Here is a 22424-nt window from a genome sequence, read left to right on the forward strand (position 1 = left end):
TTTTTCAATCTTTTTGTGAGGAATTAGCATTAATTTGTTGTGCAGCTTGTTGCTGTGTTGCCGCTAAAGTTGGCGTAGTTTTTTCTTGTATTTGCTCCTTTGGTAATTTAATTAACTCTGCTTCTGTTTTTGTCGTAGGTTGTGGTTGAGGGGGTTGAGCTTCTTCTTTTGTACCAAAGTAACTAGTTATTACACTTTTAAAATAGTTAAAGACTCTTCTAAAAAAACTTGGCTGTTCTGGCTGTTTAGTTTCATATGATATGGTCGGTTCTTTTTTTGTATTATCAGGAATATTTTTCATAATTTGCTCTCTATCGAAATTAAAATCTATAGGATTTACTTCGGATTTTCCTAAATCTTTTTGAAATTGCCGTGATATTTGAGATACGTATTTTTTTAAATTTTCAGCAGCATTATTTGGATCTTTTAAAATTTCGGTAATTTCAAGTTTAAGACCATAAATTTGATCTTCAGAAGTAATACCAAATTTAGCCGTTATAAGATTTGCTGCTTGATCTAAGGATAAGGGCCAAGTTTTTACAATTACTCTTCCTCCTTGATTTTTAGTTGTTTTTATCAGCTTGTCTAATTCTGCTTTGTCAGGTATAGCACCGGAAAGTAATTTATTAACTTTTTTATCATCAGCAAGGTTGTTAAAAACTGATAACACGGAATCTATATCTGTAATAGTAGTAGCTTTACCTCTATTTATTGTATTTTCATTTATAGCAAGCTCCTTATCTTGCTCATTTGCAAAAAATACATGGCTGGTTTTTGTAAAAAGTTCTTTCCAATATGCTGCTAATGCAGGATTTTCTGCTAGTGAATTATAATGCTCGAAAGTAATAGTACTTTTTATATTTAAATTTTGTAGATTGATTAAATCTTGCAATTTAAAAATAGGGGCTGTGTTATTGTTACTGAGCTGAACATTAAAAATAGGGCTTTTATTTTGTTCTCTAGATTCTTTAAGTATTTCTGCAAAAATACGATCTTTATCTGGTATGCTTGATTCTTTATTAGTCTGAAGTGAGACAATTGTTGGTGGGTCTAGAACTGTTTCTTTTGATATTTTTTCTAATATTTGATTATTACCACCAAGTAAAAGAGTAAATATGATAGGTTCAGCCATCATTAACCTTTGTTAATAAAAGAGTTAATTATTATTATCCTTATTTTAAGGAGTTGGGTCAAGACATATTTAATGCTCCATGCTTTAACTTGTATAATTTATCCATTCTATGTGCTAATTCATGATTATGCGTTACCATTACAATAGCTGTATTTTGTTCCTTGGCTACTTTTAAAAATAAGTTAAATACTTCATTGGTAGTTTTAGGGTCTAAATTGCCTGTAGGCTCGTCTGCTAAGATAATTTTTGGCTTATTAATTAAGCTGCGTGCTATTGCGACACGTTGCTGCTCCCCTCCTGATAATTCACCTGGCATATTATGTAGCTTTTTGCCAAGACCCAAACTATTCAATATATTTTTTGCTGCTTCTATTGCTTCTTTTTGGTTAGAGCCATTAATAAGACGAGGCATAATAACGTTTTCAATTGCAGTAAAATCTTTTAATAAATGATGTTGCTGATAAATGAAACCCAAATAATTAAGACGGATTAGATGGTTTGTTTTATACTCGTTATTTGCAATAATAACTTCGCCGTTAGTTGGTTTATCAAGCAAGCCTGCAATATGTAGTAAAGTCGATTTACCACTACCTGAAGAGCCAATTACAGCAATTAGCTCGCCCTCGTTAATATCTAAATTAAGGTCGTCTAATACTCTGATAATAGAGTTGCCTTGCCTATAATGTTTAGAGACATTTTTTAAAGTTAGGATTTTATTACTCATATCTTAAGGCATCCACAGGATTTAATTTTGAAGCTTTGTAAGAGGGATAAATTGTTGCTAAGAAGCATAATATTATAGATAAAGAAGCGATTAAGATAATATCCTGACTTCTTACTTCTGATGGTAGGCTATAAAGAAAATAAACTGCTGCTTCAAAAATCTTAGTACCGGTTATATTTTCTAAAAAGTTTTTGATAGTCCCGATATTATAAGAAAAAGTAATACCAAGAATTAAACCAAGTATAGTACCAAGCAAACCAATAAACATGCCATTATAGATAAAAATTAGCATTATCTGATTTGTGCTTGCTCCCATTGTTCTTAAAATTGCTATATCGGAAGTTTTATCTTTCACTAGCATAAATAAGCTTGAGATAATATTAAAGGCAGCAACTGTAATGATTAAAGAAAGGATAGTAAACATGGCTGTACGCTCAACAGCCAAAGCACTTAAAAATTGTGAATTCAAAGTTTGCCAGCTAAATATTTGTAAACTTGTACCTAGTAATAGCTGCACTTTATGTGAATATGCAAGAGCCTTATCAGGATGCAGGGTATTAACTTCAATTAAGTTTATATTATTTCCAAGAGATAGAAAATTTTGTGCTGCTTCAAGTGGCATTAATATGGTTGCTGAATCATAATCATACATACCGCTATTAAAAATCGCTATAACTTTAAATTCTTTTGATCTTGGTACACTGCCAAAAGCGGTGGAAATGGAATTCGGTGAGATTAATTTAACTTTATCGTTAACTGTTACACCTAAATTAGCAGCTAAACCTTGTCCAAGTGCTATTACATTCTTACCGTGGAAATTATCAAAACTACCAAAATTAACATTTTTAAAGATTTCATTTTTTAATTTTAAATCATTTAAATCAATACCTTTAATAATAGCACCGCTATTATTATTTTTGCCTAGTGCTAAAGCTTGACCATTAGCAATAATATTTACATGTTTTACGTAATTTTGCTGCAATAATTTAGCTTTAATTTCTTCGTAATTATCAATACTGCTAGTTTGCGGGCTTATGACTATATCGCCGTTTAAACCGATAATATTTTTAGTTAGTTCTGTATGAAAGCCATTCATCACCGACATAACGACTATTAATGCCGCAACGCCGATCATTACTCCAAGCAGAGAAAAGCCTGAAATAATAGAAACAAATTTTTCATTTTTTTTAGCTTTGAAATATCTAAAAGCTACTGTAAAGATAAAGTTATTATTAATCATTTTTGTTATTTTGTCATTGCGAGGAGAATTACAGAGTAATTCGACGCGGCAATCTCAGGAAGCTTATACTACTTCATGAGATTGCTTCGTCGCTACGCTCCTCGCAATGACGATTATATCATCTACCCAACATTAGAAATCTCAAAGATTTTATCATATTTAAATAATTTAGGTAACGTTATTAAACCGAATGCTGTGATAACACATATGGTGATTCCAAGAGGAGCAAAAGTACCATTATATAACCAACCCACTAATTGTAATCCTACAGCAGTTATAATTAATCTAGCCGAGGTAAAAATAGCAGTCATACGGGCTTTACCGTCAGGGATTGCTTCTAGCAGCATTGGCCATAAATATATTAATAGTATATATTACGCCAAGCGATAATAAAAGCGTCACAGCTGTTATTATTAATGGATCGTTTATGTTAAATATAGCTAATGTAATACTTCCAAGTAAAAACAATACTACACACATAATGCCAAAGTAAAAGCAGTGTTTAACACCAAATTTTTTAAAGCAATAGCCGCTAGTAAAGCTCATAATTGAAAATAAAGCTGCAATCGATCCTTGATATAACCCAAAATATTCTAAACTAACTCCTAAATCTTGCATATATAAAATAGGGGCAATTCCAATAAATATCCAATATCCTTGTGCAAGAAACATCATGGTAAGTATATAATATATGGCTTTTGGTGATTTGAAAATAGGATAATATTCTTTTAAGGAAATTTGTACTTTACTATTAGCTTGTCCTTTTGGAATAAAAAATATTGCAAGAACTAAGCTAATAAGCCCTAAAATAAATAATAAAACAAAATTAGCACGCCACCCCCAAAATAAATCAACATAGCTACCTATAACAGGAGCGGTTGCCATAGAAAGTGAAATAGTGCCATTTAGAATCCCCATTAATTTTTGTTGTTCCTGTACTGAATAAATATCAGCAAGTACTACATATACTAAAACAGCAACAGCTGATATTCCAGCACCTTGCAAGAATCTGCCAAATAATATGCTTTCATAATTATTGGAAAATACACAAAATAAACTGCCAAGATTAAAAATTAGTAATCCAAGTATGATTATTGGTTTGCGTCCGTATCTGTCCCCTAAATTACCAACTATAAGCGAGGTAATACAATAAGCAGTTAGATTTACCCCAAGTAGTAACTCTGTCATAAAGGGTGAGAGGTTAAACGTGTCTTGTATATCTGGGAAACTTGGAACAAACAAATCTACTTCTGCTCCGGCTAAAATTTCCATGATTATTACAGTAATAAATAGTCTCATAAAATTATATTATTAAATATTAGTTATAAGTTGTAACTTTGTTGTATGAGTCGCTTTTTTCCGTCATTGCGAGGAAATTACAAAGTAATTGACGAAGCAATCCAGTTAAAAAATGCTAACTTATAGCATTTTTTATTATTTTTTCTGGATACCGTGGACAAGCCACGGTATGACACCGAGAGCGTTTTTCGATCTACGCAACAAAGGCGCCACGGGGTGAAAGAGAGAAATAATCCACGCAAACAAGCCTTAAGTGGGAATGATATTGAATGCTTTTGTAGAGCCGTACAATGATCACAGAACTCAAGAAATATCAAAATAGATGATATTACTTCTTTTTACAGTAAAATATAAGAATTTTTTATTATTTTTTGTATTTTTGTTTGCGGAAGTTTTTGGAGAAGAAAGTATAAAAATAGGTTTAGAGTAAATATAAAACCACTCTAAACCTACCTAAAATTTAACTTTAATAAATCTAAAAGAATTATCAATTACATAGAAGCAGGCTTTGTTACTAATGCTTGAACTTCAGGTTTTAGCATATTATATTGATCCATTGTTAAACCGGTATTCATCCAGTTTTGTACATCTGATGGTAACTTACCATATTGATCAGCTGTTAAGCTTGCTAACCAACCATTTACAGCAGTAGGATCCATTGCTTTAATAGAATCTATAGTAACAGAAGCCGGATCAGGCATTTGTTGAGTTGTTGTTGAAGAAGCAAATACTTGTGCTGAAAAAGCTAGAATTAATAGAATTTTCAATAAATTTTTCATTTTATAAACCTTTTTTGTTTTGTAAAGTTGATTATAACAAAGCTATAACAGCTTTCAAGCTAAATTACACCAAACCTTTGAAAATTTTTATGTAAGCAAATTTATATTGTAGCAAATATATCATTAATTATAGATGTTGTTGTGTGGATTGGGTAAGGAGTCTGTCATTCCCGCCTATGCAGGAATGACATCTGAGCCTTAATTATATCAAACTAGCCAATGATAAATAATCGTTAGGGGTAAGGTTTTCTGCTCGGCAATTATCGCTTATATCTAGCTTAGCTAAAAGTTCAGATATGTTAGGGGCAAGGTTTTTTAGCGATGATTTAATCATTTTTCGGCGTCCTGCAAAAGCCATTTTAGTTATCAATTCAACTTTACTTATTAAATCACTGTTGGGAATATTTTCTAAAGGAGTCAACTTAACTATTGTTGAATATACTTTAGGGGGCGGGTAGAAAGCTGTAGGTGCTACATCAAAGCATTTTTCTACTGTTGCAATTAAGCTGCATATTACCGATAACCTGCCATATGCTTTAGTTGAGGGTTTAGCACAAATCCGCTCTACTACCTCTTTTTGCAACATCAATGTCATGCTAGTAACAAGGCTTGCTTCTTTTAACCATCTGATTACTAGTTCAGTTCCTATATGATAGGGTAGATTAGAAATGATAGTTATCTTATTATTATTTAAATCGCTTAATTTAAGTTTAAGAGCGTCCTGTTTGATTATATTTAGATTAGGGTGATATTGCTTAATCTCGTTAAGTAAAGGTATGCATCTTTCATCTGTTTCAATAACTGTTAAAAGTTTTGGATTTTTATGTAATATTGACCTAGTAAGTCCGCCTGTACCAGGACCTATTTCTAGAACGTTACTATTTTCTTCAAGTCCACTAGCTCGCACGATCTTATCACATAAGCTACTATCAAAAATAAAATTCTGCCCATGCTTTTTGAGAGGATGGATTTGATGACTCGCTGCATGTTTAGCAATTGATGGAAGCATATTTAAGTTATATAGTTTTATTTATTTTTTCGTCATTGCGAGGAGAAACGTAGTTTCGACGCGGCAATCTCAGGAATTTTATACTACTTCATGAGATTGCCGTGCTCCTTTACAGTCGCTCGCAATGACGATTTTAAGATGACTTAAAATTAGCAATTACCGGTATATGATCGGAGGGTTTTTCCTTAGTTCTTAAATTATAATCCATATAGCAATTTTCCAGGTAGTCAATGCTATTATTGCTACCAAGGATCATATCTATTCTCATACCTTTATTTTGTTCAAAACATCCAGCTCTATAGTCCCACCATGAAAATTCTTGTTTTTTGGGATGTAAGAACCTATAATAATCTTCAAATCCAGAATTTAAAATAGTCCGCATTTTCTTTTGTTCAATTTCTGTAAAGCAGGTAGTATTTGCAAGTGCTGTAGGTGAATATACATCAATATCAAAAGGTGCAATATTAAAATCACCACCTATAATGGTTTTTTCATCAAAAGATTTTTTGCTTGATAGATAATTAAAAAAACTATCATAGAATGCTAGTTTTGCCGTAAATTTATCGCTACCCACCATTGAACCGTTAGGAGCATATAAAGAAATGATATTACAAAATCCGATAGGTAATAATATTCTTGCTTCTATAAATCTTGCTTGATCAGAACAGTGATTATTTGGAAAATCCTTAACTATTTCATCAGCAGGAAATTTTGAAAGAATAGCAACGCCGTTATATGATTTCTGCCCATGAACATAAAAATTATAAGGTAGGTCAGATAACTCCTCGAAAGGGAATTTATCACTCTCGCATTTTAATTCTTGTAGTAATAAAATATCAGGATTTTCGTTTGCTAAAAAATCACGCAATATATTAATTCGCATTTTTATGGAATTAATATTCCAAGTAGCAATTTTCATTAAACCTCTCGTGCAAAACCTAATTTTTCTTTATAAAATAAGTTATGTAAGAAGTCTATTTTATTTTTCTGCACCACTTTCTGCTTCGTTAGTTATTACTTCCTTATTGCGGAATCTCCACTCACGGAAACCAAAATGATAAAGTAAAAGATGGGTAATAAATGCACTGACAATTATTATGATCATAGAATATTTTATCGTATCGTAATTTGGATTAGCACCATACATATCTAACAATATACTAAAGACTAAAGCCCATATTAGTGTTATTTCAATACTAAGACCTTTTGGTACTCTTTTTACAGAATTTTCTCCAATAATAAAATCTCTAATTATAATTCCACCGTTAGAAGTAAGGAATGCGAATAATGGACCCCAAAAATTTAAAGGTTCAATTTTCTGAATAATAACCATTGCAACACCGATAATTATAAAAGCCGATTGTCCGAATGCATCACAAACTGCTATCGTATTGTTTAAAGAATTTTCTAAATAACTATCTTCGGTAATTTGTTTATTATAATAACTAAATAGTTTGACAGCGATAAAACCAAGTAGCACCACTGTAAATATATAATAAAAATAAGATGGGGTGAAATATAGATTTAAATGTCCTGTATCGTGATTTATTATTAGATCAAGCATTATACAGCTGCTAACAGATGGCAATATTGCCAATAAAAACGTACCGAATAAGGTACTATTATTTTTTATACCTAGAATAATTCCCGAAAAAGCAAAAGCAATGCTGCCAAGTAATCCTATTATATGACACCAATGTGAGTCGATAGATTTCGGCAGTAAAATATGATAAATGTAAGTTTTAACAATTTTTTTATATTCGTTACTTGCAAGAAAATCATCTATAGCAAAATTAAATTGTTCAACTACATTTAAAGATACGGTTTTTTTACTGAACATCAAATGTAACGGGGTTTTAATATTTAAAGGAACTTCTACTATTTTTCTATCTGTAGGTTTGCTTAAAATATTCACTGAACCGACTATTTTATCACTAATAAAACCATCAATCTCTTTTTTTACCATCCCATTTATTAATTCTACATTATTTTGATATATTTTAATTATATCTTGGTTTTTATCATCAAATAAAAAATCTGTGAATTTTTGTTCTCCATATATTGTACCTTTTACTATTCCAATCTGAAGATTAAATAAGCGTATTTGTGCCATTAATTCATCACTATTTTGAAAACTTAGTTTTTTAGCTAATTGTTCGATAATAAATAAAGAGAATTCTTCCATGCGATATGGCTTTGAAAAATAAGCATAATTATTTCTCTCATCAGTATAAGTAGCACCTGCAGTCATGTCAGCAGCACCGCTTTGAATATCTAACTGATCTTGATACCAATTATCTTGGTGATACTCGATATTAATACCTATTTTTGCAGCAAGAGCATTAATTAATTCAATATCCATACCAGAAACATTAGCAGTACCGTTTGAAGTAACCATCCAGTATTGGTAAGGCTCATTTATATACCATGCAGTTGTTAAAGTTTTTTTATCAGGTAAGTTCTCGCATTCTAAAGCTGCTTCTTGTTTAGATATTGAATTGCTTAAGGAATAAAAACTTTTTAAAATAATTAGTATAAAAATAAAAAGTTTGAAAATTTTCATTTCTTCACACACCTTAAAATAAAATTAATCACGAACTGCTTTAATATTTCCATCAAAAAATTGTATATTTAAAACTTTTTCAGTAGTAGTTTTAGAAGATACAAAATTACCTGATTCCCCTTTAACTATAGCAAAGCCACGTTTTAGTACATTATGATAGTCTAAGCTTAATAGTAACAGACTATTTAATTCTAATTTATACTCAAAATTTTTCAAAGTATTATTTGCCGATTTTATGATATAAGCGGCTTTATGTGTTAATTCGAGTGTCTTATAAGTAATGATTTTATGAGGATGGATTCTTTCTTTTGAAAATGATTTAAGCTTTGTTTCTTTTAGACTAATTAGGCATGGTAAGGAGTCTAATAGGTTAAATCCCGTTTCATCGAGTAATTGTTGTTTATGATTCATATAATGAGCAAGATACCTATTTATTTTATCATAATTTGTAATAGCTTGTTCATGATTTTTAACTAACTGCTTGGTATTAGTTACTAATACTTTTTCATAAGATTGCAGGGTGCTATTTAAAATAGACCGCACAGGTACAGCAAATTCAGCGGCAGCAGTTGGGGTAGGGGCTCTTTTATCGGCTGCTAAATCTATCAAAGTATAATCTACTTCGTGACCTACAGCTGAGATAATAGGGATTTTGGAGTTGTAAGTAGCACGCACTAGTACTTCATCATTAAACGACCAAAGGTCTTCGATAGAACCACCGCCTCTTGCAACTATTATAACGTCCGGCTTATTTGCTTCTTCTAGCTTGTTAAAACCATCTATGGCTTCAGCAATCTCATTACCAGAATTCTCGCCTTGTACACTAACGGGCCATATTATTACATGAGTTGGAAAACGTTCATGGATTCGATGAATGATATCTTGTATAACAGCACCAGTTATTGAAGTTATAACGCCTATTTTACTAGGTAAAAATGGTATAGGTTTACGTATTTTGTTAAATAATCCCTCTTTTTCTAAACGTGCTTTACGTTCGTTTAGAATTTGTATCATAGCTCCGAGTCCTGCGGGCTGTAAATTCTCGACTGATAGCTGATAACGCGAATTGCCGGCATAACTCGAAAGCTTGCCGCTAATTACTACTTCCATCCCGTCATTTAACGGAAACTTGATTTTAGCAAGAATAGGACGCCAGCAAGTGCAAGCTAAAATTGCAGTGTTTTCTTTTAAGTTAAAATAAGCATGCCCTGAACTAGCTATTTTTAAGCCAGAAATCTCGCCTTTTACTTTAATATAACCAAAATTATTTTCTAATAATTCTTTAATTTTATTAGAAATTTCACTAACGGAAAATTCTTTAGTAGTTTGACTGGAAGTAAAATTATCTAGCATTTGGGTATTTTGTTTTTGGCTTATTCGTCATTGCGAGAAGAAACTGCAAGTTTCGACGAAGCAATCTCGGGAGGTTTATACGAGATTGCAGCAAGGCTTCGCTCCTCGCAATGACGTTTATCATCCCAATAGAATAACCCTCCAATACTCAAAAGAGCAAGCAAAATTTTTATTATTTGCTATATTAATAATAGCTTGCTATTATTTCCTACTATTTAAATATTTGGTTAATGATAAATGCTACGGGTAATATTTCTATTTATTATCGTAATATCTCCTTTGTTTAGTTTCGCAAATAGCTTGACAAAAAGCAGCGGCGTTAAAATTAATAATTTAATTGCTGATTTTGTAGAATATAATGAAAATAAGGGATTAATATATGCTAAAGGTAATCTAAAAATTCTTACGGATGAGCATTTGCTAACAGCAGATAATTTACTTTATGACGTAAATAATGATATTTTATGGGTAGAGGGTAATGTAAGAGTTAAAGATAAAGACAATAGAATTACATTAGGTGATAAGGCAATCTTAAAAAATGAATTTAAACAAGGTGTAGTGTCTAAATTTATTATGCTTTTTAATAATAATAGCCTTTTAGTTGCTAAGCTCGCTGAAAGAATAGATGAAAATAATATACGGCTTCATTATGCTAAGTTTACTCCCTGCGAAGTTACTTGTAGTGGAAATCCCCTCTGGCAAATTTCTGCTAAAAATACTGATATTCATTCTGCAGAGCATAAAATAGTTTATAAAAATGTATTTTTCGAGGTATATGGTATACCAGTTTTTTACTTGCCATATTTTTTCCATCCAACTCCGTCAGCTCCTGCTTCCTCAGGGCTACTAGTGCCAGATGTGAAGAATGGAAGATTTGGAGTGCCTATATATTTACGGGCAAAGCCTAATATGGATTTTACATTAACTCCAAGAGTTTTTAATAAAGACCCAATTTTTCAGCTAGAAGGGCGTTATAGACCAAATAATACCGATAATATAAGTTTTGATGGTAGTTATGGTAGACTACCTTACCTTTTGGAAAAAAACGGAGATAAAATAAAGGATAAAAAAATCTCTTCCTATCATTATATTGTAAATGGTAATTTTTATAGTAGTGATAAAGTTTATAATTATGGTTTTAAAGCAGAGCGTACGTCTGATAAAGCTTATTTAAAAAATTATTATAATAACTATGCTTCATACCTAACTTCTAGGGTATTTTTAAATAAGATTCACAAGGCGGATTATTTTCAGATAGAAGCTTTAACTTCGCAAGGGTTAGGTAGTAATGATAGCAGATCTAACTATCCACTAGTATTACCAAAAATCACTACAAAAAATGTAATAAGTCTAAATGATGACGAAAGTAGGCATATCGTTATCGAAAATAACACTTTAATGTATAAAGAAAGGATAGGAAAGCAGCTTACTAGAACTTCTCTACAATTATCTTATATTCATAATCTTATGACTTCTTCGGGACAAATTTTTGAGTTTGTTGCTCGGGATAGAGGAGATTTTTATATAACAAAACAGGCTTATTTTGAGAGAACAAGAGCAGCTAAATCGCTTCAACGTAATATACCGGAATTTCAAACTTTATGGCGTTACCCATTCGCAGGTGCTATAACAAAAACAATAAATGTACTTATTGAGCCGATAGTTTCTTTTACTATAGGGCGTAAATTATCCAGTAAAGATATGAAGTTTGTTATAATTGACCCTATGAAATATGAGCTATCAGGAAAAAATCTTTTCTTATCCAATCGTTATAGCGGTATTGATTGCCATGATTTCGGTAATAGATTAAATTATGGTTTAAACGCTAGTTTTGCTAAAGAACAAAATTATTTAAGATTATTTTTAGGTCAGTCTCTTAATACTAGATATAGTGTATATCAGAAAGCAAGTGATACTGAAAATATTGGTAAAATTTCAGGAAATATTTATGATAATTTAGAATTATTTTATGATTTTCGAAAAAATAGATATTTTAAGCCTATACGTGATGAGGTAGGAGCTAATTTATATTATGGTAGAATAAGTTTAACCGGGAGTCTTATTCAGCTTACAAATCTTAAAAAGTATTATAGAGCAGAAGATATGCAGCTTTCAAGTAATCGAGCAAGACAATTTTACGGAAATGTCAATTACCAATTGACAGATAATTGGTCTGTTGGAATTGGTGGACGTATTGATCTTTCAAAAGGCTCAGCAGATTTATTGACTAGAACTATTAGAGTGACATACGCTAAAGATTGTGTTAGAATCGCAGCTAAGATTTATTCTGATTATTTATCCGATGAAAGTAGAGGAATTAAAAAAACTAAATCCTCGCTTACTATTTCTGTTGGTTTAAGAGTCCTGAATATGTAGTATACTCGTTTTATTTGAAAAATTGGCTACGTTGTCTTTTGCTGATAATCCTCACGTACTATATGTACGCTGCGGTTATCAGCTTCAAGACGCCTTGCTCTTTTCCAAATAAAACTTCGTCTACTAAATTGTATTAATATTACATAATATTACAGAGTTAAATATGAAAAAATTATTACTAATAATTACTGTTTTTTTTACATGTAGTGCGGTTGCTGAAACATCAAACATAGTGGCACTTGTAAATAATGAACCGATTACTCTTAATGAGTTTCGTGCCAGAAAAAAAATGATCATGGCATTAAACAATGTTGAGGAGGTAACACCTGCTCAGGATAAGCAGTTAAGTGATATAGCTATAAAAAGCTTGATTGATGAATCTTTACTTTTCCAATATTATGGTGATAAAGAAATTTCACAAGAAGAAATAGATAACGCTATCAAATCTATTGAAGATCGTAACAAAATGCCTCATGGTTCTCTTCTTCAATATTTAAAAAGTAGATCGGTTAATCCTGATAGCTTTATTTCCCAAATTAAGTCTGAACTAATCAAGATGAATGTTTTATCAGGTTTATCAAGGTCAGTACAAGTAAGTAATAAAGAAATAGATGTAGCAATTTTATCTAGCGACCAAAAAGAAGTAGAAGTGTCAATGCAGATTTTTACCTCTAAAGATAAGAGTGATAAAACTTTTGCACAGATGAATAATTTAAAAAGTAAGTTAAAGAACTGTTCAGATGTTAAGAAATCTCTTTATGAGAATTTCGCAACAATGACAGTAATTACTGATAAGCTTAGTAAAATAGAAGAAGCCAAGCAAACTATAGTAAAAGATTTGAGTCCTAATCAAGCAAGTAATGTTTTTGAAAAATATAATGAGTTTGAGATAGTACAGGTATGTACTAAAAAAATCTTAAACATTAGCGAAGATGAAAATAATTATGTGGTAAATTTTCTAACAAATAAAAAGATTTCTCAAAAAGCTCAGAAGTTTTTCGAAGATATGCATAAGAAGGCATATATAAAAATAACTCTTCCTTCGTAGGATTTGTGCGGTGTTATCCCGTGGACAAGCCATGGGATGACACCGAAGACGTTTTTCGATCCATACAAAAATGACATCAATAACCTCACATCAAAAGATAAAAATATGTCTCCAAAATTCATGAAGTTTTATGAAAAATACATGACTGTAGTAGGTACAGTTGGTAATTTCATGTTTTACGTACAAGCTCATAAAATTTTTACCTGTAAATCGGCAGCATCTGTATCACTTCCTGCTTTTACTATAAGTGCTGTTGCTTTAAGTAGCTGGTTATTATACGGTATTTTAATAAAAAATACTCCTATCATAATTGCAAATATAGTGGGCTTTATCGATGCATTACTTGTTTTGGTAGCTATAATATTACATTAAATATAATGACTAAAAAGATTATTGCCTTAGTAGGGCGTCCAAATGTTGGTAAATCAACGTTGTTTAATCGCTTAAGTACACGTAAAAAAGCTATTGTTCATGATCTACCCGGTGTTACTAGAGATAGGAAATATACGGATGGTAGAATAGGCTCGTTTGAGTTTTCGCTTATTGATACGCCAGGGCTTGAAGAAAATCCTGATAGCTTTGGTAAAAGACTAATGGAGCAGACTACTAAAGCGATAAATGAAGCAGATTTAATTTGCTTTATGGTGGATAGTAGAAGCGGAATATTGCCTGATGATAAATTACTTAGCGATTTTGTTAGAAAATATAATAAGCCGGCGGTCTTAGTAATTAATAAATGTGAAAAGGCTTTTGATTTTGATAAGGAATATTACAAGCTTGGATTTGATAGTATGGTTGCTATCTCTGCCGAACATGGCACAGGAATGATTGATTTATATGATGAAATTATTGCCAAATTACCCGAAGAAAATTCAGAAGAAGCAGAAATAAATGACCCAATTAAAGGGGATTGTCTGCAAATAGTAGTAAGCGGTAGACCTAATGCCGGAAAATCTACTTTTATAAATGCTTTGATTAACGATGAAAGATTGCTAACTGGACTGGAAGCAGGGATTACTCGTGAATCAATTGAAATTGATTGGCAGTATAAAGGTAATCATATCAAATTGATTGATACGGCAGGGCTTCGTAAAAAAGCCGCTATTACAGAATCTTTAGAAAAACTATCAGCATCAGATGCCATTAATAGCATTAAATTTGCTAATACTGTGATTTTAATGATTGATGCTTTATCGCCTTTGAAACAGCAGGATTTAAACATTGCAAGCCATGTAGCAAATGAAAGGCGAAGTATTGTTATAGTAGTTAATAAATGGGATTTAGTTAAAGAATCCGAGAAAGAAGCGTTTAAAGAAGAGTTTTATTATCAGATTAATACTCATCTGCCTCAGATTAAAGGCGTTCCTGCCTTATTTATCTCAGCAAAAAATAAACAAAATATAGCCGATGTATTAGATAGCTGTATTAAGATTTACAAAACTTGGAATAAAAAAATAACTACCAGCAAATTAAATGAATGGCTTAATTTTACTACCGAAGCACATCCATTGCCTTTGCAAAAAGGTGGTAAGCGAGTGCGTGTAAAATATATGACGCAAACAAAAACTAGACCGCCTACATTCAAATTATTTTCCAACAACCCGGAAAAAATAACCGATAGCTATACAAGATATTTAGTAAATAATATGCGTGAAGCTTTCGACATGCCAGGCGTTCCTATTAGGTTTATCTACATAAAAACCAAAAATCCGTATACGTAGATAGAACTTGAAAAATTGGCTATGTCGTCTTTGTAAGTTTTTGGATGCTCACGTATTTTTATACGCTCCGCAATCTCGCTCGGTATTGTTGCGTAGATCGAAAAACGCCCTAAGGTATAGCTAACACGGGAAGGTTTGTACCATTGCTGCTGTTATTGCATCACGAAAATCTTTAAAGTTTTTAATAATTTTTCTCAGGTAATTTTTAAAATTAGCCCAACAGTGTTCGATAGAATTTAAATCTGGAGAATAGACCGGTAGATAAATAAGAGTACAACCCGCTTTTTCTATTAATTCCTTTACCAACAGTGACTTATGAATACTCGCATTATCCATTATTACAAATTGTCCAGGTTTGAGTGATGGGCATAATAGCTCACCTACCCACTGATTAAATAATTGCTTATCAATATAACCGGAATGCTCTAATGGAGCAATTAATTCTTTGGTGCCCTCATTATAACCAGCAACTATATTTACTCTCTCAGTAGCAAAACCTCCTTGCTCTGCGTAAGATCTGGCTCCTCTCTCTGACCATCCGTACAACATGGTTATATTATTACTTACCCCCATTTCATCACAATACACAAGTTTGTCAGATGCTATTTTATCAATATATTCTACAAATTGTTTTCTGGCTTCTTCATTCCTGCCTTTGTATTTTGGCTCTTTTTTTTATATGTAATCTTCATTCTATGAAGCGTGTCATAAAATGTGCTCATTGGTAGCTCGGGTGCTACTGCATCTCTTATATCTATAGCTCGGCTATCAGGATTCTTTGCTAAAAATTCAATTATATGCTCCTTATTAGTAAACCTAGCATCACGTCCACTTTGCATATGTTGTCTTGTGTCATTGTCAAATAAAAAGGGACCACTAAATTACGTGAAAAAGGGACCACTTTATTTAAAATTTTTTATGTCATATTACCTCCAGATTTATAGTTATTAATACGATAACTTTTACCTGTGATGTTTAGTATATGTGCATGATGTACTACTCGATCAATAATTGCATGAGTTAATAACTCATCAGCAAATATTTCATTCCATCTTTCAAAATCCTTGTTTGTGGTGATAATGGTAGATTTATTTTCATATCGTTTAGCAATAATATTAAAAAAATCATCTACTGAATGTTTTGGTAATTGCTTAAAACCTAACTCATCAAGAATTAATAAGTCAAATGATAAGAGTAATTTAACTTTTTTGTGATAGCTATTATCTGCTCTTGCAATATGTAAATTATAAAGCATATCCGATACCGTAGTAAAATATACAGAGTATTCTCGTGTTAAAGCTTTTAATGCTAATCCAATAGCAAGATGAGTTTTGCCAGTTCCAGAATTACCTATGAATATGACATTGCCCTTAGTATTAATATAATCACAAGTAGATAAATCACTTATTACTTTGGTATCAATACTTGGTTGGAACTGAAAATCAAAGTCTTCTAAATTTTTAGTTACCGGTAATTTAGCAGCATTTTTACGACGACGGTAATTATTATACTTACGGTGAGATTTTTCATCTTCACATAATAGTGAGAGAAATTCTTTAAATCCTAGTTTATTATTTTGAGCATAAATAATCCTTTCATTTAAGCTATTGACTATACCTGATAATCTAAAACTACGTAGGTCATTAAGCAAGTTCTGCATTCTGACCTCCAAACTCTGGCAATGGTAAGTTTACTGCATTACTATTTAAGATATTCTTAATTTTAGAGTAAGAACTTATACCGTAATGTAATGCTCTATGACAGGCTTTATCTATTAACTCATCATTGTAAACCTTACGTAAAGAAATAATACCTCTGGCACAACGTTGCCAATCATTTACTCGTGTTTGTTGTAATAACTCTAATAATAAACTGCAATTATTGCCTATCTGCTGCATTTGTTGTTGATAATGTTCGCTATATTCTATAAAACCTGGGCATAGACGTTTATATTTGGCATAATGAGACGGATTAGTGGTAAATATTCCTTTGCCATCTACTCTAACGTGCCTTGCTATTAAATCATTTTGTATAGAAAATATTTGAACAAGGTTTGGTGATAATTGTACCAATACTTCACTGTATATATATTTTGCTGGTACGGAATAATAATTATTATCTATGGTGATATGACAATCTTTTGCTACTTTTCGATTATGCCACGATGACAAATCAAACGTTTCTAATGGTAAGGGCATTAAATTATTACTTTCTTCTTGCTCAAATAGTTCCTGAGGAATTTTTTTAGTAGTACCATGTATTCGGTTATTTGCTTTATTTAACCAGTTTGCAAGATCGTGTATTAATTCTTCATATCTATGAAATTTACGTCCAGCAAAAAAATTATTTTTGACATACTTTATGCCTGATTCTACTTTGCCTTTTTCTTGAGGTTGATATATACGACAAGGAGAAAGTAAAATCCCATAATGATCAGCTAAACGTTTGTATTCCTTCTGATATACAGGCTCATAGAAATTGCTATCTACCACCCCAGCTTTAAGATTATCAAGTTTTATTACTTTTGGACTACCAGCAAAATAATTAAATGCATTGATATGACATTGTATCCATGTTTTACAACTTTGATCAAACACTACTTCATAATAATCAAGGCGACTATAGCTTAAACGCATATTAAACACATATGCTTTAACTCTACGCCCTTGGGCATTATACTGTAAGCCTATGTCACCAAAATCTACTTGTGCTTCCTCTCCTGCTAAAGTATGAAAACGAATGCAACTGTTATTCTGAATCTTATATTTTTTGATATAACGGGTTAGCGAACCATAACTTTTTGTATAACCTTGAATTTTTAACTCTTCAAAAATTCTTATGTAACTTAGATTCTTTTCTAATAACTCAATTATTTGTTCGTGCCAAGAATCCAGTGCTGAAGATCGTTCATAGGGTGCAGGATATTCTGTACCAGACTCTACGTAACGATTTATTATTTTTCTTACTGTTTTACGGTCTATCCTTGTTAGTTTGGCAATATTTCTTTGACTGTTGCCTTGCTTATAAAGGGTGATAATTGTTGTGTACATATTTATTCTTATCATTGTATCACTAGATATTTATTTTAATTAATTATCTAGTGAATATTGCACATTATAACCTTATTAGGTTACACCAAATTCTCTGGTCCCTTTTTCGTGCAATTTAGTGGTCCCCTTTACTTTAGCAATGACAGTCTTGAGCTGTAGTCTCCATTTTCTTTATAACGTCTAATCCAATTTGATATCGTATGACGCTCTATACCCAATAAGTCTGATATTGCTTTTATTCTATATTTAGAAGTATTGTGCAGACTGATTACCCTATCTCTTAAATCCTGACTGTATGCTTTCATCTCTACCATAATTAAAAGCTTTATCTTATATGATTCTAAGGAATAATGCTAGTCGCGTTAGCTATAGTCATACCGTGGCTTGGGAACTAGATCCAGAAAATAATAAAAAATACTAATTTTATTAGTATTTTTAACTGGATCCCGTGAATAAATCACGGGATGACAGGAAGGAGAATGATCTACGCAACAATACCATCTCGCTCGTAAATTTAATGTCTAAACCTTATTGCTTTTTGCTATATGATAAAATTAATGCTAGAGAGGTTTAAGTGGAATTACATATCATAAAAACAGAAGAAGAATATAATGAGGTTTTGAGAGAAATTGACAAGCTATTATATGCACCTGTAAACTCAGCAGAAACGGAAAAGTTAGAAATATTATCTTTATTAGTAGAAGATTATGAGAATAAGCATTATAAAATAGAAATTCCTGATCCTATCGAAGCTATAAACTTTAGATTAGAGCAATTAGGACTTTCTCGTAAAGATTTAGAAAAAAGCATAGGTTCTAGAAGTAGAGTATCAGAAATTCTTAACAAAAAAAGAACATTAACTCTACCTATGATTAGAAAGTTACATAAAGAATTACATATACCGGCTGATATTTTAATTCAAGAATGTGAAAAAAAACGAGCTTAAGTAAGTTGTAAATTGGGAAAATTATAACATATAAATTATTATCAACCTTGCAATTTCATAATAAGATTTTGAATTTACAAGGATAATTTTAACAAAATAATAACAAAATTAATTTTTTATGCTCCTCTACTAGTTTGCTTACCAACATTGTTTTGTCTTTCTTCTAATACCTTATTTGTGTGAGGTCCTACCGGTTTTTTACTAAGTGTACTTGTTCCTAAATTAACTATACTTTTTGCGACTAATCCTAGAACTTTTGGGTCTGCTAATAATTTAAACGCCGGTACTATAACCCCACCATATTCATGTTTATTTATCTTATCGGCAATTTTAATTAATTCAGGTGCATGTTTACCGGCTAGTTCTACTAACTTTTTACCTTCTAATTTTAGTTTTTGTCCTATTGGTTTTGTATCTAAAAATTCCTGTACAATAGGTCCTAAAGTTTTTGCATGTGTTGTTAATAAGTCAGGTATATCTTTCTCAATTATCTTATTTATTTCAGGGTTATTATTTTTTATTTCTATTAAAGTACTAAGTAATACTTTTACTTCTTCCTTTTTTTCTTCTTTTGGAAGTGACTTAATTAATGCAGCTTTTTGCATTATATCGGCAACTTTATCACTATCGGCAAGGGCGAAATTAGCAAGTTTAGTAATTGATGGCATAGCATCCTGTAAGAAAGGCATTGACGCTTCTGCTGCTTTATGTATAAATTCTGGATCTTTTCCTGAGGATTTTATTCTTTCTGTCACTGTAGAATGTTTTAAAACAGCTAATATATTTTCTTGATTATCCTTCAAATATTTTGGCAATTCTTTTTCTAAAACAGGAGATAAATTATCTATAATAATCTTAGCATTTTTAACCAATTCTACTACTTCAGGCTTTTTTGCTGCTAATAAATCTTTTTTGCTTGTAGTATCTAATCCTGCCATATTTAGGTTGGTATTAGACCAACGCTGATTTGCTTTAAATTGATTCAAAGCATCTATAGCGGCAGGGGCACTTTCGATGAATTTATCACTAGAATTTGCAAGTAATGCTACTGTATTTATAATTAATTCAGGCTTAGCAAATTTTTGTGCTTTATTATTTATTATATTTTCTGCAAACTGAGCTATTTCTTTCTGACTCTCAGGCTTTTTTAGAAAATTTACTAGATCTTTCTTAAGAACAGGGCTTAATTGATCTGAAGTAATAATCTCACGTATATTTTGTAATATATTAGCTTGGGATGATTCATTTTTTTGTTTAATATTCTTATATATTCCTTGCACTTTTGGATTTAGATCATTTTCTAATGCTTTAGATATTATATCTACTCCAAGTGTAGATAATTCTCTAATAAATTTAGGGCTGATGCCATCCAATACATTTATTTTTTCTGTTTCGGAAGTTTGAAAATTCTTAGTTATTTTACCAAATCGCTTATTTAAAATAGGCGTAAGAACATATGGAATAACAGTAGATTCTAAAATAGCTTCCTTAGAACTATTTGATATACTTGTTGAATGTAAAATATCAGCACATTTTTTTATAAGCGGTTCAGCATCTTGTATCATTTTGCTACCAGCTTCAATAGAGCCGGCACTATCAGCAGCGTTCTTGGCAGCTTTTAAGTTATTAAATTCTGTCACAAGATCAGGTAAAACTTGAGCCGCTTCCCAAGTAAATTGTAAAGCACTAGCACCATCACTAACAGCCTGGGTAACTGTTTGTATTATACCCAAATTACCCTTATTAAGATCTAAATATTTCTTATTTAATTCATCATATTTTTTATTACCGGTTTCGATCCCAAGAGCTGCCCAGCCTGTTTCTAGATAAGTAAGATTTTGATATTCTTCATCAAGCTGCTGCTTTATTTTATCGAGGGATTCCTGATCTTGGTTCTTAGACATTCCACAACCTTTGCATAATTTAGTTAATATTAGTTTACTATAATTATTTAAAGGTTTATAAAAATTTATATTTTAATTTTTATTAATCTTTAGGAGTATGGTTATATTACAATAGTTTAAATATTTCTAATTCAAGTAAGTTGTAAATCAGATAATTTTTCTATTCCGATTATGGTTATGTTTTCGGTTTTTTTATATGTGCTGTTGCCACTCGTTACTATATATAGATGTTCTAATTTTAGATCAGTAAGAGCAATATGCATAGATTTAGTAATTTCAGGAGTGTCAGAGTTTTTTACTTCAAAACCATATTTTTTACCATTCTTAATAATTAATAAATCTAATTCAGCTCCTGTTTGTGTTCGCCAAAAAAAACATTCTGCATCTATTTTAAATTTACGTATTAGTTCCTCTATTACAAATCCTTCAAAGGATAGACCTCGCTTAGGGTGAACATACCAATCATTTTCGTTAACTCCTAGTAACGCATGTAATATCCCACTATCTCGTATGTAAACTTTTGGTGCTTTAACTTGACGTTTTGAAATATTTTCATGCCAAGGTTTTAACAGTCTAATCATGAAAGTTTGTTCTAATATTTCAGTGTAACGTCTGATAGTCATATCAGTTAAGCCAAGCGATCTTCCAAGTTCGCTATAATTTAGTAACTGTCCGTGATTATGGGCAAGCATCATCCATAATTGCCTCATTAGATGCGGATTAAGGGATATTCCAAGAGCCGGTAAATCACGCTCGATAAAGCTAGTAATGTAGCTGTTACGCCATCTAAGGCTTAAATCATGATTTTTTGCTAAATATGATTTTGGAAATCCGCCTCTTAGCCATAATTCTTTAAAGTCAGTTATTTCTGTTAAACTGAACGGCGTAAGTTCTGTATATTCAATGCGACCTGCTAATGATTCTGAGGATTGTCTAAGTAATTCACCTGATGCACTGCCTAAAATTAAGAATTTTTTATTTGAATAATCAGCAAGAACACGTAAATAAGGGAAAAGTTCCGGCTGCCTTTGAATTTCATCGATAACTATTAATCCATCTAGTGGGTCTAGAGTTGCTTTAGGATTTTTAAGCTGATCTAAATGGGATGGATCTTCTAAATCAAAAAAATAATTTTTATCATTAAGTTGCTTGATATAGCTATGTGCTAAGGTAGTTTTCCCGCACTGTCTTGGTCCAAGAATGGCACATATAGGGAATATATCAAAAGAATCTTTGATGTATTCTAAGTAATAATTTCTTTCTATCATCCTTGCAATTTC

General features: G+C 31.5%; 20 protein-coding genes and 1 pseudogene. 5 read left to right on the plus strand and 16 right to left on the minus strand.

Going from position 1 to position 22424, the window contains the following annotated elements; translation table 11 throughout:
- Positions 1-4 precede the first annotated feature (4 nt).
- The 9 genes and pseudogenes from AAGD54_RS01255 to xseA form a co-directional block, all read right to left on the minus strand.
- Positions 5-1135 (minus strand): hypothetical protein, encoded by a 1131-nt coding sequence (locus tag AAGD54_RS01255; protein WP_341794808.1) that lies wholly within the window; start codon positions 1133-1135, stop codon positions 5-7.
- 55 nt (positions 1136-1190) lie between these two features.
- Entirely contained in the window at positions 1191-1856 is a 666-nt protein-coding gene (locus tag AAGD54_RS01260; protein ID WP_016948604.1) for an ABC transporter ATP-binding protein, read from the minus strand.
- Positions 1849-3096, minus strand: a complete 1248-nt coding sequence (locus AAGD54_RS01265; RefSeq protein ID WP_341788762.1) for a lipoprotein-releasing ABC transporter permease subunit — start codon at positions 3094-3096, stop codon at positions 1849-1851. The genes AAGD54_RS01260 and AAGD54_RS01265 overlap by 8 nt, the downstream gene beginning before the upstream one ends.
- A gap of 122 nt (positions 3097-3218) precedes the next feature.
- Positions 3219-4395: pseudogene (locus AAGD54_RS01270) on the minus strand (multidrug effflux MFS transporter).
- A 491-nt stretch (positions 4396-4886) separates the two neighbouring features.
- The gene (locus AAGD54_RS01275) at positions 4887-5174 is read right to left on the minus strand and encodes a DUF2673 domain-containing protein (protein WP_341794809.1); all 288 of its coding nucleotides are present in this window, start codon (positions 5172-5174) and stop codon (positions 4887-4889) included.
- Positions 5175-5376: 202 nt separating this feature from the next.
- Entirely contained in the window at positions 5377-6183 is an 807-nt protein-coding gene (gene rsmA, locus AAGD54_RS01280) for a 16S rRNA (adenine(1518)-N(6)/adenine(1519)-N(6))-dimethyltransferase RsmA (RefSeq protein WP_341788765.1), read from the minus strand.
- A gap of 133 nt (positions 6184-6316) precedes the next feature.
- A complete protein-coding gene (gene xth / locus AAGD54_RS01285) occupies positions 6317-7102 on the minus strand; it encodes an exodeoxyribonuclease III (RefSeq protein ID WP_341788766.1) in 786 nt (261 codons plus the stop codon).
- Between the two features lie 60 nt (positions 7103-7162).
- Positions 7163-8746, minus strand: coding sequence for a transporter substrate-binding domain-containing protein (locus AAGD54_RS01290; RefSeq protein ID WP_341788767.1), 1584 nt, complete (start codon positions 8744-8746; stop codon positions 7163-7165).
- A 24-nt stretch (positions 8747-8770) separates the two neighbouring features.
- Positions 8771-10099 carry an exodeoxyribonuclease VII large subunit gene (gene xseA, locus AAGD54_RS01295; RefSeq protein WP_341794810.1) on the minus strand — a complete coding sequence of 443 codons (1329 nt, stop codon included), beginning with the start codon at positions 10097-10099 and terminating at the stop codon, positions 8771-8773.
- A gap of 237 nt (positions 10100-10336) precedes the next feature.
- Here xseA and AAGD54_RS01300 point away from each other — a divergent pair, with 237 nt between their 5' ends.
- From AAGD54_RS01300 to der, 4 genes are all read left to right on the plus strand, one after another.
- Positions 10337-12475: an LPS-assembly protein LptD gene (locus AAGD54_RS01300; protein ID WP_341794811.1), complete on the plus strand. Its 2139-nt coding sequence runs from the start codon at positions 10337-10339 to the stop codon at positions 12473-12475.
- Positions 12476-12638: 163 nt separating this feature from the next.
- Positions 12639-13523, plus strand: coding sequence for a SurA N-terminal domain-containing protein (locus tag AAGD54_RS01305; RefSeq protein WP_341794812.1), 885 nt, complete (start codon positions 12639-12641; stop codon positions 13521-13523).
- Positions 13524-13628: 105 nt separating this feature from the next.
- Positions 13629-13895: a SemiSWEET family sugar transporter gene (locus AAGD54_RS01310; RefSeq protein ID WP_341794813.1), complete on the plus strand. Its 267-nt coding sequence runs from the start codon at positions 13629-13631 to the stop codon at positions 13893-13895.
- A 5-nt stretch (positions 13896-13900) separates the two neighbouring features.
- Positions 13901-15244, plus strand: coding sequence for a ribosome biogenesis GTPase Der (gene der / locus AAGD54_RS01315; protein WP_341794814.1), 1344 nt, complete (start codon positions 13901-13903; stop codon positions 15242-15244).
- A 120-nt stretch (positions 15245-15364) separates the two neighbouring features.
- Here der and AAGD54_RS01325 read toward each other — a convergent pair whose 3' ends face one another.
- From AAGD54_RS01325 to AAGD54_RS01345, 5 genes are all read right to left on the minus strand, one after another.
- Positions 15365-15859 carry an IS630 family transposase gene (locus AAGD54_RS01325; RefSeq protein WP_341795144.1) on the minus strand — a complete coding sequence of 165 codons (495 nt, stop codon included), beginning with the start codon at positions 15857-15859 and terminating at the stop codon, positions 15365-15367.
- Between the two features lie 5 nt (positions 15860-15864).
- Positions 15865-16083, minus strand: a complete 219-nt coding sequence (locus AAGD54_RS01330; protein WP_341794815.1) for a hypothetical protein — start codon at positions 16081-16083, stop codon at positions 15865-15867.
- A gap of 77 nt (positions 16084-16160) precedes the next feature.
- Positions 16161-16904 (minus strand): IS21-like element helper ATPase IstB, encoded by a 744-nt coding sequence (gene istB, locus AAGD54_RS01335; RefSeq protein WP_341794375.1) that lies wholly within the window; start codon positions 16902-16904, stop codon positions 16161-16163.
- Positions 16888-18294, minus strand: coding sequence for an IS21 family transposase (istA, locus tag AAGD54_RS01340; protein WP_341794291.1), 1407 nt, complete (start codon positions 18292-18294; stop codon positions 16888-16890). The genes istB and istA overlap by 17 nt, the downstream gene beginning before the upstream one ends.
- Before the next feature lie 128 nt (positions 18295-18422).
- Positions 18423-18608 (minus strand): helix-turn-helix domain-containing protein, encoded by a 186-nt coding sequence (locus tag AAGD54_RS01345; protein WP_341794816.1) that lies wholly within the window; start codon positions 18606-18608, stop codon positions 18423-18425.
- 260 nt (positions 18609-18868) lie between these two features.
- Between AAGD54_RS01345 and AAGD54_RS01350 the strand changes: the two genes are divergently transcribed.
- Entirely contained in the window at positions 18869-19240 is a 372-nt protein-coding gene (locus tag AAGD54_RS01350) for a type II toxin-antitoxin system HigA family antitoxin (protein WP_341788774.1), read from the plus strand.
- Positions 19241-19356: 116 nt separating this feature from the next.
- Here AAGD54_RS01350 and AAGD54_RS01355 read toward each other — a convergent pair whose 3' ends face one another.
- A complete protein-coding gene (locus tag AAGD54_RS01355) occupies positions 19357-21144 on the minus strand; it encodes a hypothetical protein (protein WP_341794817.1) in 1788 nt (595 codons plus the stop codon).
- Positions 21145-21275: 131 nt separating this feature from the next.
- The gene (locus tag AAGD54_RS01360) at positions 21276-22412 is read right to left on the minus strand and encodes an ATP-binding protein (protein WP_341788776.1); all 1137 of its coding nucleotides are present in this window, start codon (positions 22410-22412) and stop codon (positions 21276-21278) included.
- Positions 22413-22424 lie beyond the last annotated feature (12 nt).

Origin of the sequence: Rickettsia endosymbiont of Rhinocyllus conicus (genome assembly GCF_964026465.1) — a bacterium.
In the GTDB taxonomy this organism is placed as follows: domain Bacteria; phylum Pseudomonadota; class Alphaproteobacteria; order Rickettsiales; family Rickettsiaceae; genus Rickettsia.